This window comes from Spongiibacter taiwanensis (assembly GCF_023702635.1).
GTDB classification, from domain to species: domain Bacteria; phylum Pseudomonadota; class Gammaproteobacteria; order Pseudomonadales; family Spongiibacteraceae; genus Spongiibacter; species Spongiibacter taiwanensis.
In genome coordinates this window covers 2,619,735-2,637,826 of the sequence record NZ_CP098455.1, presented here as the reverse complement: position 1 = coordinate 2,637,826, position 18,092 = coordinate 2,619,735, and the positions used below count along the sequence as shown (strand labels likewise).

The 18,092-nt window shown below is 57.1% G+C and carries 13 protein-coding genes and 1 tRNA gene; 10 read left to right on the top strand and 4 right to left on the bottom strand.

Annotated features, from left to right (window positions below; all coding sequences use genetic code 11):
• Positions 1-7: 7 nt before the first annotated feature.
• Genes NCG89_RS12105 through NCG89_RS12095 form a run of 3 tightly spaced genes read right to left on the bottom strand, consistent with a single transcriptional unit; the run spans position 8 to position 3,100 of the window.
• Positions 8-1,429 carry a TackOD1 domain-containing metal-binding protein gene (locus NCG89_RS12105; protein WP_251086800.1) on the bottom strand — a complete coding sequence of 474 codons (1,422 nt, stop codon included), beginning with the start codon at positions 1,427-1,429 and terminating at the stop codon, positions 8-10.
• Positions 1,430-1,457: 28 nt separating this feature from the next.
• Positions 1,458-2,903 carry a TolC family protein gene (locus tag NCG89_RS12100; RefSeq protein WP_251086799.1) on the bottom strand — a complete coding sequence of 482 codons (1,446 nt, stop codon included), beginning with the start codon at positions 2,901-2,903 and terminating at the stop codon, positions 1,458-1,460.
• Positions 2,903-3,100, bottom strand: a complete 198-nt coding sequence (locus NCG89_RS12095) for a hypothetical protein (RefSeq protein WP_251086798.1) — start codon at positions 3,098-3,100, stop codon at positions 2,903-2,905. Before NCG89_RS12095 ends, NCG89_RS12100 begins: the two co-directional genes overlap by 1 nt.
• A gap of 410 nt (positions 3,101-3,510) precedes the next feature.
• Here NCG89_RS12095 and NCG89_RS12090 point away from each other — a divergent pair, with 410 nt between their 5' ends.
• The 7 genes from NCG89_RS12090 (at position 3,511) to NCG89_RS12060 (ending at position 11,357) form a co-directional block, all read left to right on the top strand.
• The gene (locus NCG89_RS12090; RefSeq protein ID WP_251086797.1) at positions 3,511-4,242 is read left to right on the top strand and encodes a hypothetical protein; all 732 of its coding nucleotides are present in this window, start codon (positions 3,511-3,513) and stop codon (positions 4,240-4,242) included.
• Between the two features lie 255 nt (positions 4,243-4,497).
• Complete coding sequence (glmS, locus tag NCG89_RS12085) at positions 4,498-6,327, top strand: glutamine--fructose-6-phosphate transaminase (isomerizing) (RefSeq protein ID WP_251086796.1); 1,830 nt, start codon at positions 4,498-4,500, stop codon at positions 6,325-6,327.
• A gap of 84 nt (positions 6,328-6,411) precedes the next feature.
• On the top strand, positions 6,412-7,542 hold the full coding sequence (locus NCG89_RS12080) for a hypothetical protein (RefSeq protein ID WP_251086795.1): 1,131 nt from the start codon (positions 6,412-6,414) through the stop codon (positions 7,540-7,542).
• Positions 7,543-7,669: 127 nt separating this feature from the next.
• Positions 7,670-9,187, top strand: coding sequence for an ATP-binding protein (locus NCG89_RS12075; RefSeq protein ID WP_251086794.1), 1,518 nt, complete (start codon positions 7,670-7,672; stop codon positions 9,185-9,187).
• A 103-nt stretch (positions 9,188-9,290) separates the two neighbouring features.
• The gene (locus tag NCG89_RS12070) at positions 9,291-9,761 is read left to right on the top strand and encodes a hypothetical protein (RefSeq protein ID WP_251086793.1); all 471 of its coding nucleotides are present in this window, start codon (positions 9,291-9,293) and stop codon (positions 9,759-9,761) included.
• A 42-nt stretch (positions 9,762-9,803) separates the two neighbouring features.
• Positions 9,804-11,159 (top strand): sigma-54-dependent transcriptional regulator, encoded by a 1,356-nt coding sequence (locus NCG89_RS12065; RefSeq protein ID WP_251086792.1) that lies wholly within the window; start codon positions 9,804-9,806, stop codon positions 11,157-11,159.
• Positions 11,160-11,280: 121 nt separating this feature from the next.
• Positions 11,281-11,357, top strand: a tRNA-Met gene (locus NCG89_RS12060).
• A 581-nt stretch (positions 11,358-11,938) separates the two neighbouring features.
• Here the strand turns inward: NCG89_RS12060 and NCG89_RS12055 are convergent.
• Positions 11,939-14,116 (bottom strand): FdhF/YdeP family oxidoreductase, encoded by a 2,178-nt coding sequence (locus tag NCG89_RS12055; protein WP_251086791.1) that lies wholly within the window; start codon positions 14,114-14,116, stop codon positions 11,939-11,941.
• A 543-nt stretch (positions 14,117-14,659) separates the two neighbouring features.
• Here NCG89_RS12055 and NCG89_RS12050 point away from each other — a divergent pair.
• The 3 genes from NCG89_RS12050 to NCG89_RS12040 all read left to right on the top strand — a co-directional run bounded on the left by NCG89_RS12050 (position 14,660) and on the right by NCG89_RS12040 (position 18,037).
• Complete coding sequence (locus tag NCG89_RS12050; RefSeq protein ID WP_251086790.1) at positions 14,660-15,727, top strand: Glu/Leu/Phe/Val family dehydrogenase; 1,068 nt, start codon at positions 14,660-14,662, stop codon at positions 15,725-15,727.
• 171 nt (positions 15,728-15,898) lie between these two features.
• Entirely contained in the window at positions 15,899-16,558 is a 660-nt protein-coding gene (locus tag NCG89_RS12045; RefSeq protein ID WP_251086789.1) for a TetR/AcrR family transcriptional regulator, read from the top strand.
• Positions 16,559-17,137: 579 nt separating this feature from the next.
• Complete coding sequence (locus tag NCG89_RS12040; RefSeq protein WP_251086788.1) at positions 17,138-18,037, top strand: hypothetical protein; 900 nt, start codon at positions 17,138-17,140, stop codon at positions 18,035-18,037.
• The last annotated feature ends 55 nt before the right edge of the window (positions 18,038-18,092 follow it).

The window sequence follows — 18,092 nt, the reverse complement described above, 5'->3', positions numbered from 1 at the left end:
CTGCGCCCTACGCCTGCTTGATTTTACCGGCAGGGCTGTGGCCGCCATCGACCACCGTTACCCGCAGATCAATGGCACCACGCTTCTCGGCCTCCGCCTCCAAATGGGCGGCCGAAGGCACATCCGCCACATCGTGCGCGGGCAGCAGAATCAGCATTTCCGCTTCGCCGGTGTTCACCACCACATCCGAATCACGCAGTATGCCGCGCAACACCTCACGGGCATCGGCCAATGCCTTGTCACCCTGCCCACTGTTGAGAACGGCCTTGTAAATCGTCATCGGCCGACCGCTTTGCTGGGCCAGCTCCACCACCTTGAATGCCAGCTCCCGAGAGTAGTCGTTATCCGACAACTTGCGCGGTGTCGGCGCACCCACGGTCGGCTCAATGCGACGATCATTATCAACCGGCTGGGGTGTCCAGCGGCCACGGCGGGCAACGTCCGTGCCTCCCTGGGCAAGGGCATAGTTGTCGATCTGGACCACCGCCAGGTCGGCCGGTGCATGATGCGTATTGCAATCGGCACACCAGGCGGCCAGATCGGGCTCGGTGGCCCAGTAGTTACATTGCCGGCATACCGCAAAGCGGCCGGGGCGGTTGTACTCCACCCCAATATGGCGGAGCTCTTGGAAACACTTAGGGCAGCTCGGCTCGTCTTTACCGGCAAACTCAGACTCCGGACCAACAAAGCCGCAGCGGAAATGATGAATGGACTCTTCCGCATCCAGATGACTGGAGCCACATTCCGGACACAGCTCCTTTACCGGCACCCGATAGCTACTGCAGTCGGGGCACACAAAAAGCCGATCAATATGCCGGGTGTCCAGCAAGCCGCGGGACGCCATGTCCTGCAGCAGCGAACAGCACTCCAGCGTATCGCATTCCAGCAGGTTCTCCGCCAGCGGAAAGCGATAGGCTATGGGGCTCTCCGGTGCCACATGGGGCTCCACATCCCGGCCGCGGGTATACAAAAACTGGAGCAGAGTCAGCGACACATCCCGGGGTGCCCGGGGCAGGCGATCAATATGGGTCGACAGCACTGCCAGGCTGTGGGCCACCCCGAGCAGATCCTGCTTACCGGGGCGGGGCGGTAAAAACACATCGGCCAGATGCAGGATATCGGCTGACAGGCCGGCGACATCAAGCCCCACCACAGCAATGGGCCGCAGCGCACCAAAGCCCCGGCGTTCATCCTTCAAAATCTGCTCAATTTTGAGCTGGTCATAACCAACGATCACCAACGGCACCAGCGCCTCGTCGCGGTTACCAATCCCGGCGAGGGGCTCGCCCAGCACCGCTTTTACCGCCACGGCCTCGTCAGTGGCCCGTTCAAATTCCCGCAACTCCAGCAACTCGTAACTCTTCAGCTGGACACCGGGCTGCCCCTGATCACTGCGCTGGGCGTCACGCTTGCTTACTGAAAGAACCATAACCGTAGATCCTGTCTACCAAAGAATTTCAAATACCTGCAATTTCGCTACAGGCGCCATAGGGGGCACAGAGAGACTGGCTGCCCTCGGGATTGGGTGAGCGCGCGTTCATTTGCAAATACTCCGGGCTCAACAGCCCCCAGGTCAGCGCGTCCTTAATCCACTCCGCACGCTTTTGCCAAACGTCAGCCACCGCATTCCAGAACGCCGCTGCTTGCATATCCACTTCCCAGGGCTCTGGCGCGCGACCGGCACCGGGTGAGTCCGCAAGACGATTCATCTTTTCCAGCAGCGCGGCCTGTTGGCGCATGTTCTCCTGCGCCTGATTCAAGCGAGCCACCGCCGCTGCCCAGTGGTCACGCAACTCCACCAGTGTCCGCTGGCTGTCGCGGACCGCCGCCAGGGCACCCAGCTTCGCAGCGTGGGCTTCAAACTCCGCCGCTTTGCGCAAGTGGTGTTGATTACTGCCCAGAGGCACGGTCAGCTGCGCCCCGTACACGGGGCCGTCTTCAGTCCCCGCTCCTGTGCGCACTTTCTGCTCAACAAAGCCGCCGTAAACACTGAGCTGAACGCCGTTGCCGCGCAGGGACTCCGCTTCCTCTTTGTAAGCCAGCGACTCAGACTTCATCACCTGGGCCTTCATATCCTGGGTGGCGAGTTTAAAAATTGCATCGCCATCGGGGGGGGTCAGAGGGAGCACCGAGAAATCGGTGGGCAAATTGGGAATATTCGGAATCAGCGGAGAAATCGCCTGCAGGTTGTTCTCGATTTCACTACGAAGAATGATTGCTTCGGCGACTTTTGTTGGTGTCGCCTTGGTAATTTCCGGCAGACCCGCCCGCTCGGACAGACGCAACTTATCGTTTGCACTTTCGATATTGTGCAGCGCGTTGTTCAGCGCTTCCCGGCGATACTGGTAAGTCCAGGCCGTCACCGCATCCCGCATCAGACGTACCGTGGCTTCGGTGGCCTTCAGGTTAAGCTCCGCCTCGGCGCCTTCAACCTTTGCCTTAGCACTGTCAATTTTAGAACCACGCCGGGCGAGCAGGTGCATGAGATCAAGGGAGAGTCGCGCTTCCGAGTATTCCTCCAGCGCGGTAAAGCCGCCGCCACCTGACTGCGAACCCGAACCCTCTGGATACCGAGTATGGCTAAGACTAAAGTCCAGGCCGAGATCACCACGCTCGGCATACAGCCCTTCTTTTTTGGCATCGAGCCGCGCAGCCTCTGCCTGCATCTCCGGCGAGTCCTTCGCCACTTCGCGAAGCTCCTCAAGAAACAGCAACCAGCTACCGCCCACCCGGTTCTGAGGGGCGGTATTGTTCACTGCTGTGTTTTGTACTGTTTGAGGCGCTTCAGCGGTGGCCCCAGTCGGAATCGCATTGGACTGAGTCGATTCGGGTTGCTGTGCGAATGCTGCGTTTGCCGCAATCACTGCAGCCGTTAACAAAATGGGCGCAAATGCAGTTCTCATTAATTCCATACTCCCTTTGAGAAAAATCCAGTGATAACGATGTTGAATTTCAAGTTCAGTTCCACACCACTGAGACAGCCTTTATCTAACGATAAAAATATGTCTCTAAATTCTTCTGGCCGAAATTTTAAAACCCGGTTGGTCAGCGCATTGATACCTGACCAGGCCGTGTGTGGCCCAAGCATGGCAACTTGCATGCCAAAAGCCAGAAACCCAGCAATGGCGGGGGTTGACCAGATGGACCTACGGGCGATCCGGGTTGGGACTGGGCAGCACTGTTGCCACTACCGGACACAGAGAAAGAGAGAAATTATAAGTTATTGTTTTACATAAATTTTTAGCGTCGCCATGCAGCGACAGAGGCATTTTTTTACGGTATCACCACGGCACTCTCATAACGAATTCATGACGAATTTCTACAGCCTTGCCGTCATACTGCCAGCACATTTTCCGTTATCGGTCTGTCATGTTGTGATCGATTCTTGCATAGCCATACATGAAGAAATACCGGTGTTCCGCCCGCTTCCTTTTCAGCGACGCTGGCCGAGAATGTAAATATGAATCTTTGGCAAAAAATGTAGGCCATGAATTGTGGTGAGGACCCGCAGTGAAAACAAATAAACTCACTTTTCATCAATACCAACGTACCGAAGACTACAACGCGCAGAGCTGGCAGGTGCCATCGGCAGAGCTCAAACAGGCATTGGACTCAGAAATCGCTTTCTTTGAAGAGCAGCTTGAAGCCAGTACCCAGAGCTCGCATCGGGCTGCTGACAAGGCCGTGTTGCGACCTGAAGACATTGCCAATCTGAGTGGGGCACTCAAAGACGAGCTGCACTGGGCCGAGCGGGCAATGGCGAAAGCCGAGCAGCACCTTGAGCGTGTCGCTGCAATGATAGAAGAACACAACGCGACACTCGCCAACACTAACCTCGGCGCATGGGCGTTACGCTTTCACCACAATCATCAACGCGCAACTGAGCTGCTGCATATGCGCGGCCGCGCCCTGCGTCGCTATCGCCGATGCAAGGCACACCTGGAAAGCATACTCGTTGCTATTGGGCGACAGCAGCAGGAGCGAAATCACGCGCTCAGTGGCGACGAGGCAAACAACCAGCAAATGCATCAACTTTTTCGTCACCGTCAGATGGCAATTTTGCATAACTACCAACGCACTGAGCTGGATATTCGCCGCCAAATGCGCGATCAACTGGACGATATTCACGACCAGCAGCTACTTAACATTTACCACCATAACCTCGACGAAACGGTCAGCGATCTGCGCCTTCACTCGCAGATTCGCAGCCTGTCACTGCGACTGGGTCGCTCATCCCGCTAGGTTTGGCTGTATGCAATCGGCGACAAAATCAGCCTGTATTCTCCGTTAAATTCATCATAAACGTCGGCCACCTTCCGCCAGGCCGCGGCTGCTCTGGCGCCGCGATCTTTGGCATGGCCCTTGCCATTGGGATACCTCGACAGGCTTTGCCTGCGGAAAACTCCGCGTAATCGCCCGGCCCTACTTTGCGTCTGGGCACTTCAGTTAACAGCGCGTCAATGAATGACGCGTACACGACACAGCAGAGGTGAAACAATGTGTGGATTAGTTGGCGCCATAGCAAGAAGAGACGTCATCCCCTTTTTGGTCGATGGACTGCGCAGCCTTGAATATCGAGGCTACGACTCCGCTGGCGTGGCCACCCTGAACGACAAGGGACTCTACAAACAACGCGCCGTGGGCAAAGTGGAAGCCCTGGCGCAACAGCTCGCCGCCACAGGCATGTCTGGCACCATGGGCATTGGCCACACCCGCTGGGCCACCCACGGCCGCCCAGAGGAAAACAATGCTCACCCCCATGTTTCAACCGAAATGGTGGCGGTGGTCCACAATGGCATCATCGAAAACTATGAGGAGATGCGTCGGGAATTGCAGACTCTGGGTTATGAGTTTGAGTCCCAGACTGACACAGAAGTGATTGCCCACCGCATCCACCACCACCTGCAAAGCCAACACAGCCTGCTGGCCGCCGTAACGGAAACGCTGAAGGAACTAGAGGGCGCCTTTGCCATCGCCGCCATCAGCAACGAGGAGCCTGGCCGCATTGTCGCCGCCCGTCGCGGTAGCCCGCTCGTGGTCGGTATTGGCAAGGAGGAGAACTTCGTTGCATCAGATGTGACCGCGCTACTGTCAGAAACCCGTGACTTCATCTTTCTCGAAGAGGGTGACGTGGTCGATATGACCAGCGAGGCCGTTACGGTCTATAACGAATATGGTCGAGTCGCCGAGCGTCCCATTCAAACCTCCAATGTCAAAAAGAACGCAGTGGAAAAAGGCGACTACCCGCACTTTATGCTCAAGGAGATTTATGAGCAGAGCATTGCCCTGCGGCAAACTCTTGCCCCGGCCATTAAGGATGAGCGCCTCGATGAGGGCTACCTCGGGACCGATGCCGAGGACATCCTCGACCGAATCGAACGGATTCATATCTGCGCCTGTGGCACCAGTTACCACGCGGGTGTGGTGGGCAGCTACCTGCTGGAAAAGCTCGGCAAGATTCCCTGCCGGGTTGAGCACGCCAGCGAATATCGTTATCGCTCTCCCGTGGTGACCGACAACACGCTTTTTCTAGTACTTTCCCAGTCTGGAGAGACCGCTGACACCCTGGCCGCCCTGCGCTACGCCAAGCAGGCGGGCTACGCCGCCACCCTGTCCATTTGCAATGTGGACAGCAGCTCGTTGGTACGGGAGTCGGACCTGTGTTTTCTCACCCACGCTGGCCCCGAAATTGGTGTGGCGTCGACCAAGGCCTTCACCACCCAGCTGATGGCCATGAACATTATTACCCTGTTCATGGCCCGGCGCCGTGGTTTGGATGAAGCCGAGGAACAGCGGTATTTGCAGGTACTCAAGCAGGCCAGTGCCGCCATTGAGGCGGCGCTGAACCTGGACGGCCAGATCCGCGACATCGCGATGTCATTGGCAGATTGCAGTCACAGCCTTTTTCTCGGCCGTGGCAACATGTACCCCATTGCCATGGAAGGCGCCCTGAAGCTGAAGGAGATTTCCTACATTCATGCTGAAGCCTACCCCGGTGGCGAACTCAAGCACGGGCCGCTGGCACTGATCGACGAGGACATGCCCATTGTCGCAGTGGCGCCCAAGGACGCGCTGCAGCCCAAAATGAAAGCCAACCTGCAGGAAGTGCAGGCCAGAGGCGGAAAGCTGTTGATCTTCGCTGACCAGGGAAGCGACTTTGAGAGTGCCAATCAGAGCACCGTGCTCAAGCTGCCCACGGTAGATGATTTCATTGCGCCCATCCTCTACACGGTACCGCTGCAGCTGCTGGCCTACCACGTTGCGGTGATTCGGGGGACCAATGTGGACCAGCCCCGGAACCTCGCCAAGTCGGTCACGGTGGAATAAGCGGGGGGCGATATGGGAGTCATTTGCACATCGCAGATCCCGGCCCGCAACACGCCACCCAGGCAGCGTCTGCCTGGGTGGCTGGTGGCAGCTCTGCTCCCTCTGGGCCTGCTGTGCCAGAGTGTATCGGCAGCACCCACCGCGCAGAGCCAATCTTTCTACGGCCACAGCGCCTGGGTGTACGACACCCTGCGGGCGCCGGGACAGCCCCGATCAATTAATCGCGGCCATTTCATTCAGGATATTCTGCGCTTTAACCGGGGGGCCGAACAGGCCCACCAGATTCGCAGTCTGTACGTGTATCACGGCAGCATGGAGATGTACTGCCCGAACAATCGCCCAGCGGCCTGCCGGGCCGAGCATCTAAAGCTCAGCCTGGCGACCCCGGCCCGGGGGCAGCCGAGCAGCGCCAGCCACTATCGGCGAGGGCTGGCGGAGAACAACATCGCCAGCGTGGCGATTATCGACGGGGTTACTAACGGCGATTACGCTGGCAGCCTCAAGGGCATGGATGACCTGTCGCCAGAGATGGCGCGTCGATTTGCCGACACGGTCAGCGATCAGCTTTGCGCTGATCCAAACATCGACGGCGTGCAGTTTGACCTGGAGCCGCTCAATCTGAATCGTCGCAATGGTCAGTATTATTTTTACCAGCGAATCGCCGAGCGCTTTGCCGGAGAGGCGGGCCAGTGCCGCAGCGACAGCCACCCCAAGGGCCGTTACTTCTCGGTATTTGCGCCGGTCCATGCGCTCAACCCCGAGTCAGCCAGCGCGGCCCTTCTCAGCGAGATTTTAGGCCGCCACGGCAACGGCTACCTGATTGCGCCAATCTACGACCTTGATTCCGCGCCACTTGGCGAATTAACCCCGCCAGCGCGCTACCAGACTCTGGCGCACAGGCAGATCAAATCCCTAAACGACTGGGCCACCCAGGCCGGGGTGCCCTTCAAGGTCGGTATTCCAGCGGCGGCATCGGTCCACGAATACGTTCGCTGTGAGGGCCCTCCCTGCAAAGGGCGCGGCGCACCGGGCAACCAGCTTGACTACGTAAGGCCCTTGCTGGCCGCCATGGATCAGGTCTGGATGCGCGACAACCCCTTGTTCATGGGCAATGTCATCTGGGCCTGGAGCCGGGGCATCAGCCACGGCGGCGCCAGTTTCCACCCGGACCGACCCACCCCGGAGATGCAGCGCTACTTACAGCAGCACCTGTGATCTCGCTACTCGGCGCTGTCGCCCCGCCGCTACGTCACATTGAACCGACACCGAGAATGACGGTCTGTTGATCGTCATATATCGACCTTCGCGACACACCGGCAGGGGGCATTTTTCAGGGGGACACATGGCGATTCTGTTGCACAAGGACGTGGCTGAGCGGCCAAAAGGCGACAAATCCGCCCGGGGCGGTCGCCGCAAGCGCTACCCCAGTTCTCTGGCACAGTTCGTCTCAATTTGCCTGGGTGGCCTCCTGCTGTTGCTGGTGGCGGCGCTGGTCGTCGCCGGGGTTTATCTTGAGCGTGCGACCACCCACGGTCAGAAGGCGGTCAGCTTCGCCACCCGGGCAGTGCAGTACAGCATTGCGATTTCCGATCTGACCAAAGACATGGAGCGCAGCGCCCGGGTGTATCAGGTGCTGGGCAACGACAGCCTGCTCGCCAGCTACAACCAATTTCGCCTGCAGTTTGACGAAACCTCCCAGCGCCTGGCCGCCCTGGATATTCCTGAGTCGCTGCGCACCGATATCGAGAAAATGCGGGTGCTGGAAAAACACGCCTTCGCGACGATTTCCACCGCCCAACCCGGCAGCGAGGCCGCCACCAGCGCGATCGAATCTTTTGGCGAAATTCGCGAAATTGGTCGCCGACTGATTGCGGTGAATAGTCAGGAGGTTGAGCGTCGGGTCAACGAAATGAAGACCAAGGCCCGCCAAACCCGGCAAGCGCTAATGTGGGAAGGCTTGATTGCCATCCTACTCATTGCCCTACTCGGCGCCAGAATCATTCCGCCCCTGGTCCGCTACATTCGCGAGCTGGACCGAAGCATCGTGCAAATTGGCCGGGGCAATCTGGACCGGCCAATCAGTCTGCGCGGCCCCAAGGACATTCGCGAACTCGGCGCACGCCTGGAGTGGCTCCGCCGCCAGCTACTGTTGTTGGAATCCCAAAAGCAACACTTTCTGCGCCACTTTTCCCATGAACTCAAAACCCCACTCACCAGTATCCGTGAAGGCACCAGTCTGCTTTCCGAGGAGATCGCCGGTGGCCTGAACGATGAGCAGCGCGAGGTATGCGAGATCCTGCACCGCAATTGCGACAGTCTGCAGCAACATATCGAAGATCTGCTCAAATACAGCGTGTCCATGCAGCCCTTTCAAGCCTATGACTACAGCCCCTTGAGACTCGATGAGCAAATTTTGGGTGTCACTAGGGAACACAAACTGCAAATGCGTGCCAAAGCAATAACTCTCGAAACCGATCTTGAACCGGCTACCGTGCTGGAAGACGAGGGAAAAATCACCACGGTACTGGATAACCTGTTATCCAACGCCGTGAAGTTTTCGCCGCAAGGGGGAAAAATCACAATCTCGCTCCACACCACGGCGCAGCACGCGATTGTTGAGGTGGAAGACGACGGCCCCGGTATTGCCCACGGCGAACGACAGCGAATATTTGACGCTTTTTACAAAGTCAGAACGGAACAGCAACGCCATATCGAGGGCTCCGGTTTGGGGCTCTCTATTGCGAAACAATATGCCACCGCGCATGGAGGGGACATTGACGTTATCGACAGCCAGCGGGGAGCCTGTCTACGGCTCACCCTGCCATTGGATACTCAGGAAAATCGCGCCAGCGCGACCTAGCCCAAGATCTGTGTGGACTGCTTTCGCCACATCATCAGGGAACACCTATCGAATTTCACTGCTAGCACTGGTTCTGCTGCAGGGCGTGCTCGCGGGCTGCAGCATGCAACAACTTCGCAACACGCCACCAGGCATGGACAGCTCTGCCGCTGGCGAGCTGTTTCCCCGTACCGAAATGGGATTGGCGGCCTACGCCAACCACTTGAACGACGCGAGCGCCGCCACCGTTAACAACGAACTGAAAATGGCCCGCCAAAAGTATCAACAGGATAAAAGCGCCTACAACACCCTGCGTCTGGCTGTGGTGTTGATGCAGCCCCAGAACAGCACTGTGGGCAGTCAACAGGCCGAAAATCTGCTCAAGCGCTATTTGCAAACCCGCGCCCAACGAACCGGCCTCTCCGTCCTGGCCGACCGCGAGGAGGGCTACCAGACCCTCGCCCAACTGTTACTGGACCAGCTCAGCCAACGTCACCAGCTAGTGGAAGAGAACCTCTCTCTGAAAGAAAAGATCAATCAGCTGATGCATATCGAAAGCACCTTGAGCACCCCCCAGGCTTCTATTTTGTACTAATGCTTTTAGGCCCATTGATTGGAGCGGGCCAGGAGGAAAACTGTGTCACGGTTACTGGTTGTCGACGATAACGACGATATTCGCCACCTGCTAAAAATGCGCCTGCAATCGGCCGACCACACGGTGGAGCTAGCGCAAAGCGCCGAGCAGGCGCTGGCCATCGTCCCCACCTTTCAGCCGCACTTGGTGATTACCGACCTGCGCATGGATGGCATGGACGGTATGACTCTGTTTGAAAAACTCAAGTTTAATCAGCCCTCCCTACCCATCATTATTATTACCGCCCACGGCACGATTCCCCAGGCCATCGACGCTACCAAACAGGGGGCCTTCAGCTACATCACCAAACCCTTTGACAGCGCCGCTCTACTGGAAGAAGTCGATCGCGCCCTGTCGCTGGCAGGCAGCCGCGAGCAGCCAACCACCGACGACAACCCATTTGCCGACATCGTCACCCGTAACGCCGCCGTACTCGAAACCCTGCAGCAGGCCAAAATGGTCGCCAACAGCGAGGCGAGTGTACTGATCCAAAGCGAGAGCGGCACAGGCAAAGAGCTGCTGGCCAGCGCCATCCACAAGGCCAGCCCCCGGGCAGCAAAACCTTTCATTGCGCTCAACTGTAGTTCTGTGCCGGACAACCTGCTGGAGTCCGAGCTGTTCGGACACATCAAGGGCGCTTTCACTGGTGCAACCCGCGACCATCAGGGCCTCATTCAGGCCGCCGAGGGCGGCACCCTGTTCCTTGACGAGATTGGCGACATGCCAATGGAGTTTCAGGTCAAACTGCTGCGGGTACTGCAGGAGCGAGAAGTGCGTCCGGTGGGGTCTACCGCTACCCGCCCCATCGACGTGCGCGTCATCTGCGCCACCCACCGGGACCTGGAAGCAATGATCTCTGAGGGCCGCTTCCGCGAGGATTTATACTACCGCCTCAATGTCGTTCAGCTGGAACTGCCGCCCCTCAAAGCCCGGCGCGACGACATCCCCCTGCTCGCCCAGCACTTTCTGGAACTCCTCACGCCCCCCGGCAAAGCCAAGCGGCATTTCTCGGCGGGCGCCATGGAGGCACTCGCTTCCGCCGCGTGGCCCGGTAATATCCGTCAATTACGCAATGTGGTTGAGCAAACCATGGTGCTCTCCCACACTGCGGTCATCCCAGAGAATCTTGTTAAGCGGGCGCTGAAGAAGGACTACGGCGAAATAGCCCCCTTTGCCGACGCCCGGGACCACTTCGAGCGCGATTACCTGATGGAGGTGCTCCACGTGACCGCCGGCAACGTCACCCAGGCCGCTCACCTCGCCCGGCGCAACCGCACCGAGTTTTATCGCCTGCTGCGCCGTCATCACATCGACCCGCACAGCTTCCGGGCACCGACCAACGCCTCAGGGACCGCCTGAGGCAAGGGGCAGCAAAACTATTCTGCTCAGGTGTTGCAATCCCAATTATGGGTCCCTATAATTCGCAGCCTCTGATGAAGAGCAAGCCCAGCGCAGGGCTCAAAAATGGCGAAAGATCAGTTGCGGGGTGGAGCAGTCTGGTAGCTCGTCGGGCTCATAACCCGAAGGTCGTTGGTTCAAATCCAGCCCCCGCTACCAACAAAAGAAAAGGCGAATCAGGCACTTAGCTAATTCGCCTTTTTTATTGCCTGGCGGTACTTGGGGCTCTGTGCCCTCAGTGTGCCAAAAATAAAAACCTCCTTTATAAACGGCGACCTTCGGTAATCGCTACGATACGCCGCCCGGCTTCGTCTTCTTTGGTTCTACCCTATTGCTACTGCTGAACAGCTTCTGGAATCCATGTGTTGACTTGCATTTGAATTTGATGCCATTTGCAGGTCAAGCTGGAATGGTAATAAACAACCCCAATTCCACGGTAGAGAGCACCATTGCGCTGCGACTGCATTTTTGCTGATATTGACCCATGCCGCCAAAGCCATGTTAGGTCGGCGCAGGGCAACGAGACCACCAGCGGGAGTTTTGCATTCATGCCAATCGAATTAGCGCTTGGGAGCGCGGTGCTAGCAATATTGCTCACCGCGGCTCTTTTTTATGAGATATGGGACGATCGACGCGAGGACGAAATGCTATTAGACCGGGCGCGCCGCAACCTAGATGGCGAGCTGGATGATTTGACGAAACCGACCGTTTAGTTACTTGGGCGATAGCAAAACCGAAAATTAGCTCCGCACGCTTTTGCAAACGGTAATGGCGATCGATTTGAATTGGGGCGTATGAGAACGCGGGTCGGTAAGGCGCGAACTTAACACATTGGCCTCAGGATAATAGGCCGCCACGCAACCGCGCGGCAGGTTGAACAATTTGACCTCGACCCGCGTCATTTCACCGAAGTCCGAACGCAGATCGACATGATCACCTTCCTTTACCCCTAACTCCAGCGCATCCTGCTGGTTGAGCAGTACCGTCCAGCGGTGTTCAACCTGACGGTAACTGTCGCTCTCTTCATAAATAATCGAGTTGAACTGGCCCTCGCTGCGGATCGTCATCAACGTAAATGGGTGCTGACTTGGCTCTGCTCCCTCATCAGGAGGAACCACAAAATGGGCCTTCCCAGTTGGGGTATAAAACTCCGGCTGATGCTTGATGCGACCACTGACCATAAATTCCTGCCTAGCGACGTCGATATCGGCCAACGCCTCCATCCCGGGGACCACTTTGGCGATGGCCTGACGTACGCGCCGATGCTGCTTGAATTCTGAAAACTCGATGGGGCTGTCAGGCAGAAGACGGGCCGCGATATCGGATAGTACCGCCACTTCGGAGCGCACTGAGGCAATGCGGGTAATGCCGCCGTCACTATAGCGCACGTAGTTAAACATGGATTCCTGGGTGGTCGGCTCCGGCTCTTCATCTCGGGCGCAGACCGGCAACACCAGCGACTCGCCCTTATCCACACCAACTATATGACTACGATTTAGGGTCGTGGTCAGAAAGACCTTAAACCCTATCTGATCTAAAGCCGCCGCCGACCACGCACTATCGGGGCTGGCCTCATACAGGTTGCCGCCCATCATCAAGGCTGCATCGATCCCGCCGTTGTGGGCACACTCCAAAGATTCGAGGGTGTGCATACCCTTTGCTGTCGGCAAGCGAACGCCAAAGGTCGACTCGATGCGCTGAAACACCTCCTCACTCAGCACCGGCTTTACACCAATCGTGCCAATTCCCTGAACGTTACTGTGACCGCGCAAGGGCAACAGCCCGGCATAGGGCTTGCCGACCATGCCGCGCAGCAGCGCCAGATTGCTGATCCACTCGATGTTGTCGACTCCGTGACGGTGATGGGTCATCCCCATGCCCCAGGCGAATATGGCGCTCTGGGAGGCGATATAGATATCCGCCACCTTATCGATGTCCGCGCGCTGCAGGCCGCAGCACTCCAGTAAAGATGCCATCGACAGCCCATTCACGTGGGCGAGAAACTCAGGGTAACCGTCACAATAACGCTCGATAAAGGAAGACGCGCACCCGCCCTTATCAATCACCGCCTTGGCGATAGCGGCGAACACGGCAATATCACTACCGATCTTTGGCTGCAGGTAAATGCTAGCCACCTCATCGCCGCCCTTGATCATCGAGCTGATCATTTTCGGCGCGGCAAACTGCACCAGCCCCGCCTCCCGAAGCGGATTGATCACCACCACTGTGCCGCCCCGACGGCGCAGGCCGATCAGCTTGTGCAACAGGCGCGGATGATTGGAGGCCGGGTTGGCACCAATCAGAAAAAACAGATCGCAGTGGGCGATATCATCGAGCTCCACCGTGGCGGTGCCAGTGCCGATGGTATTACCCAGCGCTTCGCCAGTCGCTTGATGACAATAGTAGGAACAGTTACTGATATTGTTGGTGCCGTAAAGACGGGCCATCAACTGCAGCACAAAGCCCGCCTCGTTAGAGGAACGGCCCGAACTGTAAAAGAAGGTGCGTGACGGCGCTACCTGGGCCAGCCGCTGCGCCGCTCGCGCTAAGGCCCAGTCCCAATCGACTTCCCGATAGCGCTGCTCGCCAGCCGCTTTGTAGATTGGCTTACCCAGGCGACCGAGGGTTTCCAGCTCCCGAGCCGAGAGGGCGCGAAAATCATCAAGGCTGTGATTGAAAATGGCAGAGGGAATCGGCGCTTGAATATCGGTGGACTGAGCCTGAATACTCTTGTTGCACACCGACGGAAACTCATCCAGCTCATTAGTCATGCCGCCGTGCTGACCACCCATGCCCAGGCCGCAGGCCTTGCAGGCATTCTTGGAGTTCAGCGCCTTGGCGGAATTCAGCAGACCAATTTTGCGGGCGGTGCTCAGGGTATAGAGCACCTTTTTGGGACCGCCACCAATGACTTTCATATAGGCACTCGTAAACTGAGGTTAAGGATGCAACGATTGTCATCATCCGAATCGCAGCCGGCAAAAGGCTAACGCGCCGGTCTATCGAGCGCGATGTACAACAACCCATCAATACAATCGCACCGCACTCAAGTGTTTCCGACTCGGCCGTTAAGCGCAACTACAAATAGGGAACCCGGCCGCCAACGTGACGAGAGAAAATCACCAAGACGAACGGAGCTGAACTTTTGCCAAGCCCTATCACCACCGCATCTTTGATCTCGCCACCCCCTCAACCACATCGCCAGGAAGACCAAACTCACCCACACGGACACTAATCACGACCAGCCACCAGAGGGCGAGCAAAAAACCAAACCCCGAAGAATATAAACTAAAAAAACTCCCGCTTTACGGAATGGATCAGACCGCCATATGCCGCCTTTACGTCATAAAAACTTATTTATCCCCCGCCCTAGGTAAATAATTCTTCAACAGATAGCCGGTACTGTCGCCTAACTCGTAGGCATCGCATTGGCATTTCGCCCAGTGACAAAAGGAACAGGCATGAGCACCGTGAACAGCCCTTCTTTCGACAACCATGAGTTAGTCGTTTTCAGGGAGGACCCCAAAAGCGGCCTGAAAGCGATCATCGCTATTCACAACACCAACCTCGGCCCCGCACTGGGAGGCTGTCGAATGTACGCCTATGCCAATGACGGTTTGGCGCTCGACGACGTATTACGTTTGTCTCGCGGCATGACCTACAAATCAGCCCTGGCTGGCCTGCCATTAGGCGGCGGAAAGTCAGTCATTATCGGCGACCCTGCCACCCACAAAAGCCGGGAGCTGCTGTTGGCGATGGGCGATTTCGTGGACAGCCTTGGCGGTAAATATATCTCTGCAGAAGATTCGGGTACGAGCGTGGCAGATATGAAGGTCTTGGCATCCCGCACAGCCCACGTCTCTGGCATAAACAACCAGCAGAAGTATGGCGGCGATCCCTCCCCCTTCACCGCCCATGGCGTCTACTTGGGAATCCTCGCCGCACTGCGGCACAGACGAGGACGAGGCAACCTCAGCGGCGTCAAGGTCGCGCTGCAAGGTGCCGGCGCCGTTGGGCGCAATCTGATCAGCCTGCTGAAGAAAGGCGGCGCGACGGTATTTGCCTCCGACGTCAACGCAGTGAACTTGGCGCAGGCCGAGGCACTTGGCGCAGAAATCGTCGACAATGCACGCATTACCACCCTCGATGCGGATGTCTTTTCCCCCTGCGCGATGGGCGGCATCATCAATGACGATACTGTCGATGTTATCCGTGCTGAAATTGTCGCCGGCGCGGCCAACAACCAACTCGCTCACCCTGAGCACGGTGAGCGACTTCGCCAACGCGGCATTTTGTATGCGCCGGATTTTGTGATCAATGCCGGGGGAATCATTGATGTCTATATGCAGCGGGCAAATGGAAACCAGTTGCAAAGTGAGGCGAAGACCAAAGCCATAGGCGACACGTTGACGGCAATTTTTGTCCGCGCCGACAAAGAAGAGAAAGGTACAGCGGTTATTGCTGAAGCACTCGCAGAAGAGCGTTTTCTGCTTCCAGACGGGCAGAGGGCGGTCATGCGTGCGTCGTGACGCCGTTGAGGTAAGCCCTCACGACAGCCCCATCTCTCCGCTGGGAATCCGGCATGTTCACTTCCGCCCCACGCCCGCCCTTAAAGGGCCAAGCTTGTGCCACTGTTTAATGCTGATACGTGATTGAAACTGCTATCATTTAGGGTAAGAACGCAGCAGGAACATCAGTTTATGTCGGTACGCAAAAAGCAAATGGCTGAGCGCAAAGCACGCATTGTCACCGCGGCGGAGAAGCTAACACGCGAAACTGGCGGTACCGACTTTACAATGCGCGCCCTCGCCGCAGAAGCAGGAGTCAGTCCGGCAACACCTTTTAATCTCTTCGGCTCGAAAGAGTCCATACTGTATGATCTCTTACTTCAGTCTCTGGATACTTTCTTCAACTACGGACTGAACCTGAAGAGCACGACTCCCATCGACAGAGCGCTGGAAGCCGCAGACATTGCCGTCGATTTGTTTGTTCTCGACCAGGAATTCCTGCGCCCCCTGTATCGCTTCCTCCTCGGCGTCAATGATCCGAAAGCGCGTCCAGTTTTTTTGCAACGCTCTCTAACTTTTTGGCAACTGGCTTTAGAGACTACACCTCCCGAACATGCCGCGACCAATAATCCGGAAATTACGGCCATCGCTCACGGATTACTCGCCCATATACTTGGGCTTCTTGATGTGTGGGTACATCAGGATATCTCTGATGAGCAATTTCGCCTTCTGATGAGGCGGGGAGTACTACTTCAGGTCTGGCCCATAGCCAAGAGCAAAGATCTACCCGCACTGAAGCAACGTTTCAAGGAGACGCTGTCAGCAAGCGTTCGACCCGCCGTTGCTGAGTAGACGGAGCAGCCTGCTTTCCAGCAAAACGATGCTCCGACAACTCAAACCCAACATGCTGAAAAAACCAGACAGCCAGGCATAATGTCACCCCTGCAATGACCAGTAGTGATTCAAGGTTAAAGGCCTCTTCATTCACTCCTGCCAATTCTCCCGCACTTGCCAAATGCCTACTCAGCATCGACACCCCTGCCTGCCGCTGCTGGTTGCCAGAAGAGCCCTGGCCGGGCTGGAGGAGATCAGCCGCCAGTATCACGCCGGTGAGATTTCATAAGCCATCTACGGGAAGACTGCCCCGCCCAGCAGCGGTTTTTACTTTTCCCGCAACCGCTCGAACACGCTGTTAGTTGCTGCCGTTTTCGTAAGCGCAAGGATCACTTTTGACAAAAATTTTAGCAATTCTCAATTTTTCACTACGCCACCAACGGCAAATGTGGACAGCCAAATGCCTTGGCAGAATACTCTTGCCGAGGGCGTTTACGCCGCTGATACAGCTAATAACAACGCAGCACAGACCGCGTCCCCCGGATGGAGAGACCCAACCACCCGAAACATAGAACTTCCAGATGGCTGTACAACAAAATGAGCAGAACCACCCCAGAACGCAACAATCCCGAAATCTGGACGCTGGTTGAAGACGAGCTCGGCCTCCGCTTCCCGTTCAAATCCAACGGTGGCGAAACCTATACTCTCAACCCCGGTGCCCTTCCGTACCCGAACGGCAACGCCGCCGATGCCCCTCCTTCAGACATGGTGGATGAGCTGGCCGAGCAGATCGTCAGAGCCACCCAACGCTACGACGAATTGGCCCAACTCCCCGCCGCAGACATTGCCCGACAAGTTCAGGCCCTACAGACCACCCGAGACAGCAACAACCTGCAATCCGTCGCGGCAAACTTCAGTTATTGGGTTCGCCTTGATTATTGGACCCTCCACGAGGGTGTGCTTCTCATTTTCGGCGTTGACCCAGACAAGGCCCGCCGCAAATCCCTGACCCACATTTTCAACCGCGCCACGCTCGAACAACTGCATCGCACCCAGGAAATGGCCCGCAAGACCTTCATCGATCCAAACCTGGAAAAACAGGTGGCACCCGAGGAATTTCTGCAATGGGCCGACATCAACAACATCGCCGTCAATCCAGAGCTTGGCAGGGCCCGCATCGAACAAAGTATTCACAGCCAAAGCTTTCAAAGCTTTCTCTGGCGGCTGATCGAGAGCGAATCAAAGCACCAGGAACAGAACAAGGATATCGCCCGCCTGAGTGCCCGTATTGTCGCCAGTTCATCGGCAGAACTGTCCCGCAAAAGCGCCCCCGAACCCTACCTGGCCGCCATAGCGGGGTTAATTACGCTATTGGGGATCGACACCCGCGACGAAGCGAATTACGACGGCATCGTCGATTTGATCGCCCAAACCGAACAGGGTGTCGACCGGGAGCTTGCCAGCGAAATACTGGAAGAAGTTCGAAAACTCTTGTGACCGGTGGAAGCGGCCCAATCGCACTCCCTTGAATCACCCCGCCCGGCCGAAACCA